Genomic DNA, 15936 nt, shown 5'->3' with positions numbered 1-15936 from the left:
GCAGGCACGGGTCATGGTGGCTTGTCACTATCGAGGCGAGCGACCACCTGAGGTGTGGACATGGGCAGTGGGGCAGGAGCGGCGGGCGGCGGCTGGAGCAGGCGCCGCTTCGTCGGCGCGCTCGCGGGAGCGGCCGCGGTGACGGCACTGCCGGCACCCGCGCCACCCAAGAACGCGTCCGCCCGCACCGCCGCACGCCCCGAGCAGGCAGCGACCGCTGCCGAGCAGCCGTCGGCCAAGCCCTCCGCACCGCACCCGACCAAGAAGCCCTCCGGCCCCCAGCCGCTCTACCTCGGCACCTACACCACGGTCGAGGGCGGCGGCACGGGCATCGGCCTCGCCACGTACGACACCGCGTCCGGCCGTGTCACCGGCACCGGAACCCTCACCGGCATCGTCAACCCGTCGTATCTTGCGCTCCACCCCGACCGCCGCACGCTGTACACGGTGAACGAGCACGACGACGGAGCCGTGACCGCCGTACGCCTCGCCGACCGCAAGATCCTCGGCGCCCGCAGCACCGGCGGGGCGGGCCCCTGCCACCTCTCCGTGCATCCGAGCGGCCGCTGGCTGCTGAGCGCCAACTACACCTCGGGCAGTGTGACCGTGCACCCGATCGACAGCTCCGGCGCGCCGGGCGAGCGCACGGACGTGGTGACGCACTCGACTCCGGCCCCCGGACCGGGCCAACAGGGCCCGCACGCCCACCAGTTCATCACCAGCCCGGACGGCGGCCATGTGCTCGCCGTGGATCTGGGCACGGACACCGTCTACACGTACCGTCTCGACGAGCGCCGGGGCACCCTCACCGAGGTCGCGCAGGCGCACACCCGGCCGGGCGCCGGTCCGCGCCACCTCACCTTCCACCCCGGCGGGCGGTACGCGTATCTGGCCAACGAGGTCGACAACACGGTCGCGGTCTGCGCGTACGAGGCCGCCACCGGGCGTCTGACGATCGGCGACCCGCAGTCCACGGGCTCGGGCCCGGGCACCAATTACCCGGCGCAGATCGTGGTGACCGCGAACGGCTCCTACGCCTATCTGGCCAACCGCGGCGACAACAGCCTCGCGCACTATGCGGTCGAGGCGGACGGCGCCCGGCTCCGGCTGCTCGGCACGGTGCCGGTGTCCGGTGACTTCCCGCGCCAGATCGCCTTCTCGCCGGACGGGACGCTGCTGTTCGCGGCGAACCAGAAGTCGAGCACGGTCAGCGTCTTCCACGTGGACGACGAGAGCGGTGAACTGCGGCTCGCGGGCGAGCCGTTCGCCTCACCCGTCGCCGTCTGTGCGCTGCCGCTGTAGGGCGCGCGGACAGGAGGCGGCGCCGGCCTGTGTGAGCAGGGCGTGCATGCGCTCGGTGAGCTGTCCGACGTCGTCGGCGGGCGCGTGGAACGGCAGTCGTACATCGCCGTGGGCGCGGTTGCGCTCGATGCGCAGCGTCAGTCCGTGCCGGTCGACGGCAACGGGCTGGACGCGGACCGCGCCGTACAGGCTGGCGTGGTCGACGAGCCGGGTGAGCCGCTCGACGGCGTCGGCGTGGCAGTCGGCGAGGTGGGTCAGCAGGTGTGCCTCGGCGAGGGCCAGCGGGTCGGGCTCGGCGGCGGCGAAGTCGTCGAGGTCGACGACCGCCGCACCGGAGGACTGCCGCAGCACGATCCTGGTGGCCCGGAACGCCAGGTGGCCGTCCTCGGGGATGAAGTACCCCGCGAGCCAGAGCCGGGCCCGGATCCGGTGGCGCACCGGGACGGGCGCGACGTCGGCGAACTCCAGCACCGCATGGGGCTCTCCGCGGGGCGCGCAGATCGCGGCCGCGAGCAGGGCGCTGTCCTCGGGCACGTGCAGCAGCACCCGACCGTCCTCGTTCACGCTATGCGCGCCGACGAACTCCTCGCGACCGCCGTCTCCGGTCACCGCGCAGGACCAAGCGGCGGCGAGCACCGACCGGGCTCGTTCGGCCGCGGTGGGCGCGGCAGTCCAGCTGGGGCTGTCACCCATCCCAAACCTCCTTAGGTAAGCCTTGCCTAACCTATCGAAGATCGGGGTGTACGCCAACCACGGGTGACCGAAGCGTGCGCGCCTCAGGGCGTGATGACACCCAGCAGCGCCCGGGCGCACAGGTCACGCACCTGTTCCCGGGGCAGATCCGAACCCCGAAGCCACTCCAGGCAGACGGCCGTGGTGAAGGCCAGCCAGCCGCGGACGGCCAGCTTGAGGTCGGGGCGCCGCTGTGCGAGCGGGCCGAGTTCGGGGTCGGCGGCGAGCGTCGCCAGAATCTGCCGTTCCTGGGCGGCCAGCGCCCGCTGGTAGACCCTGCGGATGGCCTGGTCCCCCGCCGCGTCCGCGCGGTGGAAGGCGCGGAAGCCGTGCGCGTGGGCGTGCACGTACTCCAGGAAGATGTCGAGGCCGGCGGCCAGCTGTTCGCGTGCCGGAACCCCGGGCACGGCCGCCGTCATCCGCAGCATTCGCTCGCTCTGGCGCTCGACGACCGCGGCGAAGAAGTCCCGCTTGGTCGGGAAGTAGTGGTACAGCAGTCCGCGCGAGACGCCGGCGATCTCGGCGACCTGCTCGATCCACACCTCGTCGTACGGACTCTCCGAGAACAGCCGCGCCCCCACCGACAGCAGCTGCTCCCGGCGCTCCTCGGTGCTGAGCCGGCGGCGCGTGCGCTCGCCCTGGTTCGCGGCCATGCCCGCACTTTACTTGACGCCGGTTCAACAGCGGGACCAGACTGGAACCCACTATTGAACCCATGTACAACAGGTGTCCAGCAGCTCAACCTGCCGCTGATTCAAGGGAGATCGCGTCATGGCGGAGACGACGTCAGGGGCCGGAACGGCGATACAGACCCGGCTTCCCAAGGGGTTCCGGGGCGCCGAACTGGGCTGGCCCGAGCTGCACCGCATCCCGCATCCCCCGCACCGGCTCCCCCTGCTCGGCGATGTGCTCGGCGCCGACCGGCGCGCGCCCGTCCAGGACTCCATGCGCTATGCGCGCCAACTGGGGCCGATCTTTCGGCGCAAGGCGTTCGGCAAGGAGTTCGTGTTCGTGTGGGGCGCCGAGCCGGCGGCCGACATGGCGGACGAGTCGCGCTTCGCCAAGCACGTCGGTCTCGGCGTCGCCAACCTGCGGCCGGTCGTGGGGGACGCCCTGTTCACGGCGTACAACCACGAGCCGAACTGGCAGCTGGCGCACGACGTCCTGGCCCCGGGCTTCAGCCGGGAGGCCATGGAGGGCTACCACCCGATGATGCTGGCGGTGGCCGGGCGGCTCACCGACCACTGGGACCGCGAGCTGGCCGCGGGCCGGGCCGTGGACGTACCCGGTGACATGACCAAGCTGACCCTGGAGACGATCGCGCGCACCGGGTTCGGGCACGACTTCGGTTCCTTCGAGCGGCCCCGGCTGCATCCGTTCGTGACCGCGATGGTGGGCACGCTGACGTACGCGCAGCGGATGAACACAGTGCCGTCGCCGCTGGCTCCGTTCCTGCTGCGGAGCGCCTCGCGCCGTAACGAGTCCGACATCGCGTATCTCAACCGCACCGTCGACGACCTGGTGCGGGCCCGTCGCGCGGCGGGCGAGGACGGGGACGGGGACCTGCTGGACCGGATGCTGGAGACGGCCCACCCGCAGACCGGGGAGCGGCTGTCCGCCGAGAACGTGCGCCGGCAGGTCATCACCTTCCTGGTGGCGGGCCACGAGACGACCTCGGGCGCGCTCTCCTTCGCCCTGCACTACCTCTCCCGGCACCCCGAGGTCGCCGCCCGCGCCAGGGCCGAGGTGGACGCCGTCTGGGGCGATGCGGGGGTGCCCGGCTACGACCAGGTGGCCAAGCTGCGGTATGTGCGCCGGGTGCTGGACGAGGCGCTGCGGCTGTGGCCCACGGCACCTGCCTTCGCCCGGGAGGCCCGCGAGGACACGGTGCTGGCCGGCGACCATCCGATGAAGCGGGGCGCGTGGGCGCTGGTCCTCACCTCGATGCTGCACCGCGACCCGGAGGTGTGGGGCAGCGACGCGGAGCGGTTCGACCCGGACCGCTTCGACCCGAAGGCCGTACGGTCCCGCGCCCCGCACACCTTCAAGCCGTTCGGGACGGGCGCGCGGGCGTGCATCGGGCGGCAGTTCGCACTGCACGAGGCGACGCTGGTGCTCGGCCTGCTGCTGCGCCGCTACGACCTGCGGCCCGACCCCGCCTACCGGCTGCGGGTGACGGAGCGGCTCACGCTGATGCCGGAGGGGCTGCGGCTGCATCTGGAGCGGCGTGCGGTCACCGCGTCCGTCGCACCCGCGCGGGCCGTCGAGGAGGCTTCGTCAGAGCTGCGCTGTCCAGTGCACGGGGCGGGTGACTGACTCCGGCAGCCGGGTGCCCGCGCTGCCGCGGGCGGCGTTGAGCTGGGGCTGGGTGAGGAAGAAGGCGCCGGTCAGGTCGGCGTCGGTGAGGTTCGCGTCGCGCAGGTCGGCGCCGATCATGTCCGCGCCGCGCAGATCGGCGCCGGTCAGGTCGGCGGCTATCAGGTAGGCGCCGCGCAGGTTCGCCCCGCGCAGATCGGCGCCCTTGAGGCGGGCGCCCATCAGGTCGGCGCCCCGGCGGTCCTTCTTGCGGCCGCGGGTGCCTGCCCGCACCAGCTCGCTGGTCTTCAGCAGGAGCACATTGACCGTCTGGCGGTGCGCGCCGACGTCCAACGCAGCCAGTTCCTCGGGGAGTCGCCGGGTGAGCTCCTCGGTCTCCGCCAGGGCGCGGCGCAGGTCGGCGTGGACGGGGCGGGCGGCGGGCAGGGTGAGCGCCTCGGTGAGGTACCAGAGCAGTTCGTGCAGCTGCCGGACGACCGGGAACACGTCGAACATGCGGCGGGTCTGCTCGCGCGAGCCGGTGCGCCAGTCCTGTCCGCCGAAGGTGACCTGCGAGACCTTCTGTCCGGCGCCGAAGCAGTCGTAGACCGTGCAGCCGGTGAAGCCCTTCTGCCGCAGCCGGGCGTGGATGCCGCAGCGGTGGTCCTCCCGAAGGTTCGGGCAGGGCGTGCCGGCCTGCTTGTCGATCGCGAAGTCGGCGGAGGCGGTGAAGGGCAGGGCGACACAGCACAGCCCGAAGCAGCGCTCGCAGTCGCCGCGCAGGTCGGCCCGGCCGACTGTCTGATCTTGCATGACGCCAAGCCTAACGGGGTGCGCGCTGAGGGTCCGTTCAGTTGTCTGTGGCCGCGCCTACAGTCGTCGTATGGCGCTTTCACGCGAAGAACGGGAAGGTTTCCTTGCTGAGCCGCATGTCGCGGCGCTGGGCGTCGCGGCCGGTGACGACCGGGGGCCGTTGGTGGTGCCGATCTGGTACGCCTACGAGCCCGGCGGTCTGCCGTGGATTCTCACCGGCGCGGGCTCCCGGAAGATGACCCTTATCAGGGCGGCGGGCCGCTTCAGTCTGATGGTCCAGCGCACGGAGCCGACGCACCGGTACGTCTCGGTCGAAGGGCCGGTCGCCGAAGTGGACGAGGGAAGCGGCGCGCTTCATCGGGAGATGGCCGGCCGCTACCTGTCGGGGGCAGCACTCGACGAGTTCGTGGCCTTCGCCGAGGTCGAACTCGCCGATCACGTCGTGGTCCGTATGCGGCCCGAGCACTGGTTCACCGCCGATCTGGGCGCGGTCGGATGACCGGCCGCGAACGTCCGAGGAGCCCCCAGGGCGAGGGTCAGCCGGACAGCAGGGCTCGCTCCCACTGCTCCTGGCGCTCTTCGATGTATTCGGCGTCCCCACGCCACGCGTCCCCGTGGCCTTCCGCCCAGAGTCTCGCCCACGGCTGATTTCCCCGGTCCGACTCCTCGCGCAGGAAGTCGTGCATGGCTCGGGTGCGGCGGCCCAGCATCGGTACGAGGGTGCGCCGTTCGCTCTCGTCGAGTCCGTAGGCGTCGGCGAAGAGGCGCAGGCGGGCGGCGGCGTCGGGGCTCCGCCAGTCGGGATGAGCGGACAGGGGAACGAAGCCGCGGATGGCGTAGGCGACGTCCCAGAGGCGGGAGCCGGGGGCGGCCGTGTCCCAGTCGATGAAGGCCCACTCCTCCTCGCCGCCGACCACGAGGTTCCACGGCGCCAGGTCCTGGTGGGCGATGATGTCGGCGCCCTCCGCGGGAACGAGCACCTGCCAGCGGGCCTCGGGCGGCGGCGTGAAGTCCTTTACTGCGTCGTGGAAGTCCCGGATCAGCCGGGCCACGCGGACCAGCCCCGCTGCGGGCTCCACCAGGGCGAACCGGTCGGGCCAGACCACGTCGCCCGGCACGAAGGTCAGCACCTCGCGCCCCTGTTCGTCGATCCCGAGGGGGCGCGGGGCCGCATGGAAGCCCGTTTCGTGCAGGTGCGTGAGCAGAGCGTGCACCGCGGGCGTCCAGGGCCCCGCGGGTCGACGGACCGTGTCGCCGACGCGGACGACGCCGTCGCTGACGTTCCCGCCCGACAGGGGCTGTTCGTCCTCGTGCACCGATCTCTCCTCAACTCCCATGAGGCAAGTGCGCTTTGACAAAATGGTTTTGTCAAAGCGCACTTGCCTCATGGCTCTCCCCGATCTGGACGACCTCATCGCCGAAGTGGACCGCACATGCACCACTGCCCACCGCCCCGGTGACCAGGAACAGCCCGACTGGCTGGCGCTGCTGACCGCCGCCGCCAAGATATCCGGGCAACTCCAGGCGCTGGCCGACGACTTGGTCGAGGACTACGCGGAGCACTGCCGTATGCACGGCGCATCGTGGACGGACATCGGGGCGGCCCTCGGGGTGACCCGGCAGGCGGTGCAGCAGCGCTTCCAGGCCCCCCACAAGCGCTACAGCCCCGAGACGATGACCGAGGACCTCCGGCGGGCGATGGTCCACGTCAAGGCGGCGGCCGTACAGCACCGCAACAACTACATCGGGACGGAGCACCTGTTGTGGGGGCTGACCGCGGAGGACAACGGCGCCACCCGGCTGCTGCAGCAGTCCGGCGTATCGGCGGAGGCCGTCCACCGGTCGGTCGGCGAGCGGCTGAGCATGGGCGCTTCGCAGGCGGCCGAGCGGATCGCTTGGACGCCGTACTCGCGCAAGGCGATCGCGCTGGCCGAGGGGCGCGTCGAGCAGGCCGGCTCGCAACTGATCGACTGCGCCGACCTGCTGGTGGGGCTGGCCAGGGTCGGGCGCGGAGTCGCGGCCGCGGCTCTCGCGGAAAGCGGGTTCGGTGGAAGCGAGCCTCACCGGTGAGTGTGCAGCGCAGCGGGGGCTGCGGTCATGACCGCACCGGCTTGCTCCGGTCCGTGAAGTGATGCTGTGCGGCTTCGATGTTCTCGATGTCCTCGGCCAGCTTCGCGATCTTCGCCTGCTTCGCCTTGATTCCGCGAGCTATGAGCCGTAGGTGAGTCGACGACTCGGGCACGGCCGACTCGAGCCCCACCAACCGCCGGCGTTCAAGGGCGAGTTCGGTCCTGAGGCGCGCTGCTCGATCCGGTGGCGCGGGCGGGCTGTGGCCGTTGAAGATCACGTTGTGCCTGGGGCGTTCGGTCCAGACGGCCTCGCGTTCGGCTGCCTCCGCGTCGTCCGGGTACTCGATCCGTATCCCGATGACCTGCGACGCCCACGGCTGCTCGCGCAGGTGCGTGCGAACGCGGGTCAGCGGGGAGATCGAGATGCCGACGTACAGCAGGCCTTCGAGGCCGTACAGCCGGTACAGCGCTGTGCGGCCCGCGGTGTGCAGGCTGCCCTCCTCGTCGAACAAGCCACGCAGGAACTGCGAATCGACGTCGGTCATGACGCGGCCCCCTTCGGCTCGACGCGCGCCGACTTGTCCATGTCCCACGCTCCCACGCGGGTGTGACAGAGGGTCCGCCGCGGATCCCGCCGAAAGACGGCCTGCGGGGAACCGAACCTCACCGATGAGTTTCCGCCGCTGTGGGGGTCTCCTCATTCAACGGAAAACAAGCTCGGCTATCACAGATACGAGCCCACTTCAGGCGGGAGCCAGTCGGACCGAGGAGAGAGATCATGTGCAGTCACCGGCCACCGTGCCCCACCGCAGACAGCCCGGAACACCACAGCGCCGTGATCGTGTCGGCCCATCCCGAACAGGGCTGGAGCCTGCTGTGCAACGGGACGATCGTGTTCGACGACACGGGTGAACTGCTGCCGGACGGGCGGGTCGTGGACCCGCACCGCACCCTCGGTCCGCTGGCCGTGGCCGCCTGACCCTCAGTCGAGTGCGCCGGGGTCGAGGCGGGCGAGCCGCTCGGGGTCGGCCAGGATGTGCAGGGCGACGATCCTGCCGTCGACGACGGTGACACCCATGACCGACTGCAGTTGCCCCTCGACCGCGTTGAGGACGCCGACCTGCCCGTTGACCAGTACCACTTGAGCGAACTGCGCGAACTGCCGGAACAGCAGCGCCTGTTCGGCCACCGACTTCGCGCCGCGCACCATCTTGGAGGCGGCGGCGCCCCCGACCAGCGCACCGGAGTCGGCCCGCAGCACGACATCGGGGTGGAGGACCGCGACCAGCGCCTCGAAGTCCCCGGCGCGGGCGGCCGCCATGAAGGCGTCGACGACCTGCCGCTGTCTGCCGAAGTCGGGTTCCGTGGACGGCGTGGCGCCCCGCACCCGGCGCCGGGCCCGGCTGGCCAGTTGCCGGGTCGCCGCCGAACTGCGTTCCACGACCGGCGCGATGTCGTCGAACGGCACCGCGAACATGTCGTGCAGCACGAACGCCAGCCGCTCGGCGGGTTCCAGGGTCTCCAGGACCACCAGCAGCGCCAGCCCCACCGAGTCGGCCTGGAGGACCTCCTGCTCGGGGTCGATCTGCGACAAGGGCCTGATCACGGGGTCGGGCACGAACGTCTCGTCGATGGGGTCCTCGCGACGCGAGCTCCGGGAGCGCAGCATGTCGAGGCAGACCCGTCCGACCACGGTGGTCAGCCACCCGCCGAGGTTCTCGATGGCGTCCGCGTCGGAACGGCTCAGCTTCAGCCAGGTCTCCTGGACGGCGTCCTCCGCCTCGGCGAGCGAGCCCAGCATGCGGTAGGCCACGGCCTTCAGGTGCCCGCGGTGCTCCTCGAAGCGGTCGGCCAGGACTTCCGTGCCCTTCATGTGTTCCCCCATGTCTTCCCCGTGTCTGCTGTGGACCGCTGTCGACGGCACTCGTCCAGACGAGCAAATCCTATGTGCTCAATGATCAAATGCGATGAGGGTGCCTACCCAATCTTGGACACCCTCTGTGTGGTCCCGAAGGCACCGCCAACCCGATACGGCCGGGCGGACTCAATGCCTGACCAGCCACAAGACCCGGTCCCACGACAGCAGGTGGTACACGACCAGCACACCGGCGAGCGTCACGGCGAGAGTGCGGGATCCCGCCGCGTACAACGCCGCCGCTCCGCCGAAGAACACAGCCAGCTCCAGCAGGAACCGCAGCGGACCAGGTGTCGCAATCACCGTCCCCCCGGACCGGGATGCATCGTCTGGGGTGGCGAAGACTCCCCACAGCACGGCCACGATCAGGGGAACGGCAACCACGCAGACATACCGCAGGGAACCAGGCACGACAGCCCATGCCCAGAGCCCGAAGCACACCAGAGCCACCAGCTCCAACACGAACCTCACACCGAGGGACAACGGGTGAAAGCCATACCCGGACGACATACGCGCAGTTCCCTCCGTCGTGGTCCCTCCAGGATCACAGACCGCCGCACGGGAAGTTCAAGAACCACCAGATCAGACATCGGACTTGTTCATCTAGCGGCTGAAGACCTCGAACGGCACGGCCGGCCGGCCCCCGAACCGCTCCGCCGTCCTCTCGGCGTGCGCGGTGAGGAATCCGCGGACGTATGTCTCCGGGTCCTCCTCGGTCAGCGCCTCGATGTAGGTGCGGTGTTCGAGCAGCGAGTGCACCGCGCGTTCCAGTCCGGCCGATGCGTCCGCCGCGTGCGTGGGCGAGGCGGAGCCGGCGATGGCGACCCAGCGGACGCCGTTCCAGGGCTCCAGGCCCTGTTCGACGAGCTCGGGGAAGATCCACCGGTTGCCGGCGTCGCCCGCCGCGTCGAGCGTGGCGCGGCCGACGGCCACGTGGTCCGGGGTGTTCCAGGCGATGCCGCCCCAGGTGTCCCGGTGGTTGAGGGTGATCACCAGCTCGGGCCGGTGCCGGCGGATCGCGGCGGCGATGTCGCGGCGCAGGGCGGTGCCGTACTCGATCACGCCGTCCTTGTGGTCGAGGAACTCCACCGCCGTCACCCCCACCACGGCCGCGCTCGCCCGCTGCTCGCGCTCGCGCAGCGGACCGCACTTCGCGGGCTCCAGCGTGTCGATGCCCGCCTCGCCCCGGCTGGCCAGTACATAGCCGACCTCGCGGCCCTCGTCGGTCCATGCGGCGACGGCCGCCGAGCACCCGTACTCGAGGTCGTCCGGGTGCGCGACGACGGCGAGGGCGCGCTGCCAGTCGGTGGGCATGGGCTGGAGTTGGGCGGTCTGCGGCTCGGTCATGGCCGCAGACTAACCCGTGACACCGACATCACCCCGGGTGACCTCACGCCTCGTCGCGTGTCAGCTCCAGCAGCCGGTCCAGCACTCGCGGCCCGCCCGCCCGTACCCCGTCGTGCTCGAACTCGTCGGTCACCCACGTCCGCAGTCCGCGGATCGTGCGCGCCGTCTCGAGGGCGTGGGCCGTGTCGACGTACATGTCGTCGTGGTACACGGCGGCCGCTACGGGGATCTCGTTGGCGGCGAGGCGCGCGGGATCGTAGAGGGGCCGCCAGTCGTTGCGGGCGGCGAGGAGCTCGGCCGTTTCGCGCAGGGGGCGCAGCGCCGGGTCGCAGTCGAACATCCAGGGGTGGATGGACTCGCCGGTGAACAGGAGGGGGCCGTCGCCGGCGAGGGTCTTCGCGGGGTCGAACTGCGGGAACTCGGCGCGGACGCGTTCGGCGGACCAGGCGGTGGGGCGTTCGTCCTGGCCGTAGATCGCCTCGTGGACGAGGGCGTAGAGGGGGTGGCTCGCGTACGACAGGAGGCTCTGGGCCTGCTCCTGGAACGCGTCGGAGAGGGCCGGGCCCTGCGGGGTGCGGACGAAGGCGTCCTCCAGGAGGTAGTGCAGGCGGTGGCTGCCGTCGCTGCCGCCGAGGACGATGCCGAGGGACTGGAAGGCCTCGGCGGTCAGGCGGTAGCCGTTCGGCAGGGTGACCTGGTGGGTGAGGAGGTGGTCGGCGATGCGCCGGGCGCGTTCGATGTCCTGCGGGTAGCGGGTGTAGTGGGCGGTGACCTTGCGTTCGATGCGGGGGTAGGCGGCGCGGTAGACGTCGTCGGCGTGCGCGTCGAGGGAGGGCAGGCCGCCCGTGATCAGGGCCGCGGTCAGGCCTTCGGGGGCGCTGGAGAGGTAGTTCACGGTGCAGAATCCGCCGAAGCTCTGGCCGAGGACCGTCCAGCGGTCGCCGCCGGTGACCTGGCGGCGGATCGCCTCGCAGTCGCGGACGATCGCGTCGGCACGGAAGTGCGCGAGGTAGTCGGCCTGCTCGGCGGGCCCGCCGCGCAGCGGGAGGGTCTGGCGGTTGGCGGGCGTGGAGTGGCCGGTGCCGCGCTGGTCGAGGAGCAGGACGCGGTACTCCTTGAGGGCGCGGCCCAGCCAGGACTGCCTGCCCACGAAGCGGTTCGCGCCGAAGCCGGGGCCGCCCTGGAGGTAGACCAGCCAGGGCAGGTTCTGCTGCACCTTGTCGCTGGCGACGACCTCGCGAGCGTAGAGCTCGATCGTCTCCCCTGCGGGGTTGTCGTGGTCGAGGGGCACGGTGAAGCGGCGGTCGGTGAGGACGACGCCGGGCTGGCGGTACGTGGCGGTCAACGGGTCTCCAGGGACGGACGGGTTTCGGGCCGCGTCCCACTTCACCACATGTTCGTCCGGCGGCCGACCCCCTGGATCATGAAAACTTACTGACCGGCCGATCAGCGGGCGGACAGGCTGGAGCGCCGCACGACGAGCTCCGGCTGGAGTACGACACGCCGGTGCTCGTGCCGCTTCGTCCCGGTCTCCGCCTCCGTCTCCTCCAGCAGGAGCTCGGCGGCCAGGGCGCCCATGGTGACGGCGGGCTGGCGTACCGAGGTGAGCGGGACGGCCGCGGCCGCGGCGAACTCGATGTCGTCGTAGCCGACGATCGCGAGGTCGTCGGGGACCGTTATGCCGGCCGCGTACATGGCCTGCAGGACGCCGAGGGCGAGGAGGTCGTTGGCGCAGAAGACGGCGGTGGGGCGGTCGGCGAGGCCGAGGAGTCGGGCGCCTGCGTCGCGGCCGGCGGCCACGTCGAGCCGCTCGGTGGGCAGTTCGCGCAGGCTGTCCGGTCCGAGGCCGGCCTCGGCGAGGGCGTTCAGGGCGCCGGTGCGCCGGTCGCGGACCTGGTTGAGGCCGGGCGGGCCGCTGACGTAGGCGATGGTCCGGTGCCCGGCGTCGACGAGGTGGCGCACGGCCAGGGCGCCGCCCGCCACGTCGTCGACGGAGACGGAGCACTCGGTGGTGCCCTCGGCGACCCGGTCGACGAGGACGAAGGGGATGTTGTGCCGCCGGAACGTCTCGATGTTCCGGCCGGTCGCGTCGGCGGGCGTGAGCAGCACGCCCCGCACCCGCTGCTCAGCGAAGAGCGACAGATAGTCGGCCTCCTCGCTCGCGCTCTGGGCGCTGTTGCAGACCATCACGCCGAGCCCGGCGTCGCGCGCGGCGCGCTCGGCGCCGCGCGCCACGTCGACGAAGAACGGGTTGCCCATGTCCAGGACGAGCAGCCCCATGATCCGGCTGCGGCCCGCGCGCAGCTGACGCGCGGACTCGCTGCGGACGTAGCCGAGCCGGTCGATCGCGGACAGCACCCGGGCCCGGGTCTCCGTGGCGACGGTGTCCGGGCGGTTGATCACGTTCGACACCGTGCCGACGGAGACTCCGGCGGCGCGGGCGACGTCCTTGATACCCACCGACTGGGACATCAGGCAGGGACCTCCTGGGGGACGCGATTCGGCCGGAAGGCCTTCACATTACCGTCATCATCCGGCGCATCTTGCCCGGTCACGCGGGCAGTGCGAAGTCGACGACGTGGAGCGGCGAGGGTGTCGTACCGCTCGACTTCTCCTGGTACATGAACGACAGGACGTTGTCCGCCTTGACCCGCAGCTCGTCGATCACGACCTCGCCGAAGGCGTTCAGGTCGCTGCCGTCGTACAGCAGCGTCCAGTCGGTGTACCCGGAGGACTTCGAGGCGCCGGCGATCCGGCCGTAGGGGAAGATCGCGTAGGCGTTGCCGTACTTGTCCAGGACCAGCTTGGTGCGCTGGCTGGAGCCCAGCGCGACGGGGATCTCCGTCTTGGTCCAGGTGCCGGAGGAGTTCTTGCGGAGGTGGAAGGCGCGGCCGTTGGCGGTGCGGTCGCTGACGTAGTTGGTGGTGCACTGGCCGAAGCGGCCGGGGACGTAGCTGATGATCGCGTGCGGCAGGCCGGAGGAGTCGGTGGTCTGGCTCTCCTGGTTCATCAGCGAGTGGTCGGGGTTGAGCGAGTCGACGACCAGGCCGCTGTCCGTGACGGCCACCGTGTCGGAGCTGCCGGTCGTGCCTACGACGGTGCCCGCGTCGTTGCGCCAGGTGCGGCCGCGGTCGGTCGAGTAGACGTAACCGGTGTCGTGGTTGGTGATGCCGCCGCTGTTGCACATCACGGCGGCGTTCTGCTCGCGCCAGGTGAAGAAGGAGTGCAGCCTGCCGCCCGCGTCGTAGTCGATGCCGTGCAGGTACATGTTGCGGGCGGTCGAGGAGCCGTGCGAGCTGGTGTACGTCCCGGTGGAGCTGGACCACTCCCCCAGTGCCGTCCACGTCGAACCGTCGTACTCGGCAAGGGCGTTGCGGCCGTTGCCGGAGATCCCGACCCGGTAGCTGAGCTGCAGTTTGCCCTCGGGGGTCGAGACGAACTGCGGGTAGGTGAACTGGGAGGTGAGCGCCAGCCCGTCGAGCGAGGTCTGGACCGAGCCGAAGACCGACGAGGTCCAGGACGTGGACGCCGGGTTGTCGAGGAGTCCGGCGATCGACTTCACGTAGAAGTAGCCGTCGCTGTGGGAGTCCATGTTGATGTGCAGGCGGCCGTCGACCTTGGAGACGCCCATGGAGATGACGTTGTGGGAGTCGCTGGTCTTGAGGGTGTGGGAGAGCGTGACCGTCGACCAGCTGGAGCCGCCGAGGACTCGGCGGGCGATGACGGCGTTCTTCGTCGAGGTGTACCAGGCGGCGTACTGGTAGCCCTTGTAGGTCAACAGGCCGTTCTTCTGGAACGAGTTGTTGTTGACCAGGCCGTCGTAGGAGACGAAGAAGACGGCCTGACCGTCGAGTTGGGTCGTGCCCATCTTGCTGACGGAGGGGCCGGGATCGGCGGCCCTCGCGATGCCCGGCGTTGCCACGGCGGCAAGTATGGCGGTCGCGAGCACGGTGCGTCTTCTCATGGGGGCTCCGGGGGTGGGGGATCAACCGGGGGGATCAAGCGAGGTGGAAGACCTCGGTGAGCGGTTTCATGGCCTCGTCGGGCCGGGCGCCGTCCAGCGACTCGAAGAAGGGGCCCATCTCCGCCTGCCAGCGGGCGTTGACGTCGGTGGCTTCCATGCCGGCCAGTGCGGCTTCGAAGTCCTCGGTCTCCAGGTAGCCGACGAGCAGGCCGTCATCTCGCAGGAAGAGCGAGTAGTTGCGCCAGCCGGTGGCGGAGAGCGCTTCGAGCATCTCCGGCCACACGGCGGCATGGCGTTCGCGGTACTCGGCGAGCCGGTCCTCGCGGACCTTGAGAAGGAAGCAGACGCGCTGCATGGAGTACCGCCCCCTGACTAGAAGTTGAACTGGTCGATGTTCTTCGCGTTGAACACGGTCGGCTTGCCCAAGTTGATCACGCCGTCCTTGCCGATCGTGTACTCGGTGTCGCCGGCCTTGAAGGTCTCGCCCTCCTTGCCGGTGATCTGGCCGGAGGCCAGCGCGACGGCGGTGCGGGCGGCGAGGTCGCCGAGCTTCGCCGGGTCCCACAGCTCGAAGGCGTCGACGGTGCCGTTCTTGACGTACTTGCGCATGTCGTTCGGGGTGCCGAGGCCGGTCAGCTTCACCTTGCCCTTGTACTTGGAGCCGGACAGGTACTGGGCGGCGGCCTTGATACCGACGGTGGTCGGGGAGATGATCCCCTTCAGGTTCGGGTACTGCTGAAGCAGGCCCTGGGTCTGCTGGAAGGACTGCTGGGCGTCGTCGTTGCCGTAGGCGACCTTGACCAGCTTGATGTTCTTGTACTTGTCCTGCTTCAGCTCGTCCTTCATGAAGCCGATCCAGGTGTTCTGGTTCGTGGCCGTCTGGGCGGCGGACAGGATCGCGATCTGGCCCTTGTAGCCGATCTGCTCGGCGAGCAGCTGGACCTCGGTGCGGCCGAGGTCCTCGGCGCTGGCCTGGGAGACGAAGGCGTTGCGGCAGTCGGCCTTGGTGTCGGAGTCGTAGGTGACGACCTTGATGCCGTTCTTCATGGCTTGCTTGAGTGCGGTGCACAGGGCGCCGGGGTCCTGCGCGGAGACGGCCATCGCGTTGACCTGCTGCTGGGTGAGGGTGTTGACGTAGGAGACCTGGCCGGCGGTGTCGGTGGCGCTGGAGGGACCGACTTCCTTGTACTTGTTGCCCAGTTCGGTGAGAGCCGTCTCGCCGCCCTTGTCGGCGGAGGTGAAGTACGGGTTGTTGACCTGCTTGGGCAGGAAGCCGACGGTCAGACCCTTCTTGAGGGCGGCGTTGGGGTCGGCCTTGGCGGTCGAGGTGGCCGCCGCGTCGTCGCTCTTGGAGTTGTTCTTGGTGGTGCCACCGCAGGCGGTGGCGGCGAGGGCGAGGGAGGTGACGGCGACGAGGGCCGCACAGGTACGACGAAGGGATGACTTGCGCATGGCATGGGGTCCTTTGATACGAGAGTGAGCATGAGCGCCCCTCCAGG

The 15936-nt window shown here is 70.5% G+C and carries 18 protein-coding genes; 5 read left to right on the top strand and 13 right to left on the bottom strand.

The genetic code is table 11. The features are described from left to right. Positions 1–60: 60 nt before the first annotated feature. A complete protein-coding gene (locus ACFY10_RS28065; RefSeq protein ID WP_390667974.1) occupies positions 61–1302 on the top strand; it encodes a beta-propeller fold lactonase family protein in 1242 nt (413 codons plus the stop codon). Here ACFY10_RS28065 and ACFY10_RS28060 read toward each other — a convergent pair. Beyond that, entirely contained in the window at positions 1270–1995 is a 726-nt protein-coding gene (locus ACFY10_RS28060) for a DUF2470 domain-containing protein (protein WP_390667973.1), read from the bottom strand. The two genes, ACFY10_RS28065 and ACFY10_RS28060, sit on opposite strands and share 33 nt — an antisense overlap. A gap of 83 nt (positions 1996–2078) precedes the next feature. Further along, positions 2079–2687: a TetR/AcrR family transcriptional regulator gene (locus ACFY10_RS28055; protein ID WP_390667972.1), complete on the bottom strand. Its 609-nt coding sequence runs from the start codon at positions 2685–2687 to the stop codon at positions 2079–2081. A gap of 118 nt (positions 2688–2805) precedes the next feature. On the opposite strand from ACFY10_RS28055, the gene ACFY10_RS28050 reads away from it, so the two are divergent. Beyond that, entirely contained in the window at positions 2806–4350 is a 1545-nt protein-coding gene (locus ACFY10_RS28050; RefSeq protein ID WP_390667971.1) for a cytochrome P450, read from the top strand. On the opposite strand, the gene ACFY10_RS28045 is transcribed toward ACFY10_RS28050, so the two are convergent. Further along, complete coding sequence (locus tag ACFY10_RS28045; RefSeq protein WP_390667970.1) at positions 4312–5142, bottom strand: pentapeptide repeat-containing protein; 831 nt, start codon at positions 5140–5142, stop codon at positions 4312–4314. The two genes, ACFY10_RS28050 and ACFY10_RS28045, sit on opposite strands and share 39 nt — an antisense overlap. Before the next feature lie 70 nt (positions 5143–5212). Between ACFY10_RS28045 and ACFY10_RS28040 the strand changes: the two genes are divergently transcribed. Beyond that, the gene (locus ACFY10_RS28040) at positions 5213–5641 is read left to right on the top strand and encodes a pyridoxamine 5'-phosphate oxidase family protein (RefSeq protein ID WP_390667969.1); all 429 of its coding nucleotides are present in this window, start codon (positions 5213–5215) and stop codon (positions 5639–5641) included. A 37-nt stretch (positions 5642–5678) separates the two neighbouring features. Here ACFY10_RS28040 and ACFY10_RS28035 read toward each other — a convergent pair whose 3' ends face one another. Next, positions 5679–6458 carry a phosphotransferase enzyme family protein gene (locus tag ACFY10_RS28035; RefSeq protein WP_390667968.1) on the bottom strand — a complete coding sequence of 260 codons (780 nt, stop codon included), beginning with the start codon at positions 6456–6458 and terminating at the stop codon, positions 5679–5681. Positions 6459–6528: 70 nt separating this feature from the next. On the opposite strand from ACFY10_RS28035, the gene ACFY10_RS28030 reads away from it, so the two are divergent. Further along, positions 6529–7212 carry a Clp protease N-terminal domain-containing protein gene (locus ACFY10_RS28030; protein WP_390667967.1) on the top strand — a complete coding sequence of 228 codons (684 nt, stop codon included), beginning with the start codon at positions 6529–6531 and terminating at the stop codon, positions 7210–7212. Between the two features lie 25 nt (positions 7213–7237). On the opposite strand, the gene ACFY10_RS28025 is transcribed toward ACFY10_RS28030, so the two are convergent. Then, complete coding sequence (locus ACFY10_RS28025; RefSeq protein WP_390667966.1) at positions 7238–7756, bottom strand: GIY-YIG nuclease family protein; 519 nt, start codon at positions 7754–7756, stop codon at positions 7238–7240. Positions 7757–7989: 233 nt separating this feature from the next. On the opposite strand from ACFY10_RS28025, the gene ACFY10_RS28020 reads away from it, so the two are divergent. Further along, a complete protein-coding gene (locus tag ACFY10_RS28020) occupies positions 7990–8190 on the top strand; it encodes a DUF5999 family protein (RefSeq protein ID WP_390667965.1) in 201 nt (66 codons plus the stop codon). Positions 8191–8193: 3 nt separating this feature from the next. On the opposite strand, the gene sigJ is transcribed toward ACFY10_RS28020, so the two are convergent. The 8 genes from sigJ to rhaS all read right to left on the bottom strand — a co-directional run bounded on the left by sigJ (position 8194) and on the right by rhaS (position 15889). Then, positions 8194–9084 carry an RNA polymerase sigma factor SigJ gene (sigJ, locus tag ACFY10_RS28015; RefSeq protein WP_390667964.1) on the bottom strand — a complete coding sequence of 297 codons (891 nt, stop codon included), beginning with the start codon at positions 9082–9084 and terminating at the stop codon, positions 8194–8196. A 171-nt stretch (positions 9085–9255) separates the two neighbouring features. Continuing rightward, positions 9256–9636 carry a YrdB family protein gene (locus ACFY10_RS28010; RefSeq protein WP_390667963.1) on the bottom strand — a complete coding sequence of 127 codons (381 nt, stop codon included), beginning with the start codon at positions 9634–9636 and terminating at the stop codon, positions 9256–9258. 93 nt (positions 9637–9729) lie between these two features. Continuing rightward, positions 9730–10473, bottom strand: a complete 744-nt coding sequence (locus tag ACFY10_RS28005; RefSeq protein WP_390667962.1) for a PIG-L deacetylase family protein — start codon at positions 10471–10473, stop codon at positions 9730–9732. A gap of 43 nt (positions 10474–10516) precedes the next feature. Beyond that, complete coding sequence (locus ACFY10_RS28000; protein ID WP_390667961.1) at positions 10517–11818, bottom strand: alpha/beta fold hydrolase; 1302 nt, start codon at positions 11816–11818, stop codon at positions 10517–10519. Between the two features lie 101 nt (positions 11819–11919). Further along, positions 11920–12945, bottom strand: coding sequence for a LacI family DNA-binding transcriptional regulator (locus ACFY10_RS27995; RefSeq protein WP_390667960.1), 1026 nt, complete (start codon positions 12943–12945; stop codon positions 11920–11922). A 79-nt stretch (positions 12946–13024) separates the two neighbouring features. Continuing rightward, entirely contained in the window at positions 13025–14437 is a 1413-nt protein-coding gene (locus ACFY10_RS27990; protein WP_390667959.1) for a BNR repeat-containing protein, read from the bottom strand. A gap of 34 nt (positions 14438–14471) precedes the next feature. Further along, positions 14472–14792, bottom strand: a complete 321-nt coding sequence (locus tag ACFY10_RS27985; RefSeq protein ID WP_390667958.1) for an L-rhamnose mutarotase — start codon at positions 14790–14792, stop codon at positions 14472–14474. 17 nt (positions 14793–14809) lie between these two features. Next, entirely contained in the window at positions 14810–15889 is a 1080-nt protein-coding gene (gene rhaS, locus ACFY10_RS27980; protein ID WP_390667957.1) for a rhamnose ABC transporter substrate-binding protein, read from the bottom strand. Positions 15890–15936 lie beyond the last annotated feature (47 nt).

Origin of the sequence: Streptomyces sp. NPDC001401 (assembly GCF_042895385.1) — a bacterium.
Lineage (GTDB): Bacteria > Actinomycetota > Actinomycetes > Streptomycetales > Streptomycetaceae > Streptomyces.
This window is presented reverse-complemented; position numbering and strand designations above follow the sequence as displayed.

Bases quoted from the DNA above. Each gene is read 5' to 3' on its own strand.
- ACFY10_RS28065 (WP_390667974.1), top strand. From the start codon at position 61: ATGGGCAGTGGGGCAGGAGCGGCGGGCGGCGGCTGGAGCAGGCGCCGC.
- ACFY10_RS28060 (WP_390667973.1), bottom strand. From the start codon at position 1,995: ATGGGTGACAGCCCCAGCTGGACTGCCGCGCCCACCGCGGCCGAACGA.
- ACFY10_RS28055 (WP_390667972.1), bottom strand. From the start codon at position 2,687: ATGGCCGCGAACCAGGGCGAGCGCACGCGCCGCCGGCTCAGCACCGAG.
- ACFY10_RS28050 (WP_390667971.1), top strand. From the start codon at position 2,806: ATGGCGGAGACGACGTCAGGGGCCGGAACGGCGATACAGACCCGGCTT.
- ACFY10_RS28045 (WP_390667970.1), bottom strand. From the start codon at position 5,142: ATGCAAGATCAGACAGTCGGCCGGGCCGACCTGCGCGGCGACTGCGAG.
- ACFY10_RS28040 (WP_390667969.1), top strand. From the start codon at position 5,213: ATGGCGCTTTCACGCGAAGAACGGGAAGGTTTCCTTGCTGAGCCGCAT.
- ACFY10_RS28030 (WP_390667967.1), top strand. From the start codon at position 6,529: ATGGCTCTCCCCGATCTGGACGACCTCATCGCCGAAGTGGACCGCACA.
- ACFY10_RS28025 (WP_390667966.1), bottom strand. From the start codon at position 7,756: ATGACCGACGTCGATTCGCAGTTCCTGCGTGGCTTGTTCGACGAGGAG.
- ACFY10_RS28020 (WP_390667965.1), top strand. From the start codon at position 7,990: ATGTGCAGTCACCGGCCACCGTGCCCCACCGCAGACAGCCCGGAACAC.
- sigJ (WP_390667964.1), bottom strand. From the start codon at position 9,084: ATGAAGGGCACGGAAGTCCTGGCCGACCGCTTCGAGGAGCACCGCGGG.
- ACFY10_RS28010 (WP_390667963.1), bottom strand. From the start codon at position 9,636: ATGTCGTCCGGGTATGGCTTTCACCCGTTGTCCCTCGGTGTGAGGTTC.
- ACFY10_RS28005 (WP_390667962.1), bottom strand. From the start codon at position 10,473: ATGACCGAGCCGCAGACCGCCCAACTCCAGCCCATGCCCACCGACTGG.
- ACFY10_RS27995 (WP_390667960.1), bottom strand. From the start codon at position 12,945: ATGTCCCAGTCGGTGGGTATCAAGGACGTCGCCCGCGCCGCCGGAGTC.
- ACFY10_RS27990 (WP_390667959.1), bottom strand. From the start codon at position 14,437: ATGAGAAGACGCACCGTGCTCGCGACCGCCATACTTGCCGCCGTGGCA.
- ACFY10_RS27985 (WP_390667958.1), bottom strand. From the start codon at position 14,792: ATGCAGCGCGTCTGCTTCCTTCTCAAGGTCCGCGAGGACCGGCTCGCC.
- rhaS (WP_390667957.1), bottom strand. From the start codon at position 15,889: ATGCGCAAGTCATCCCTTCGTCGTACCTGTGCGGCCCTCGTCGCCGTC.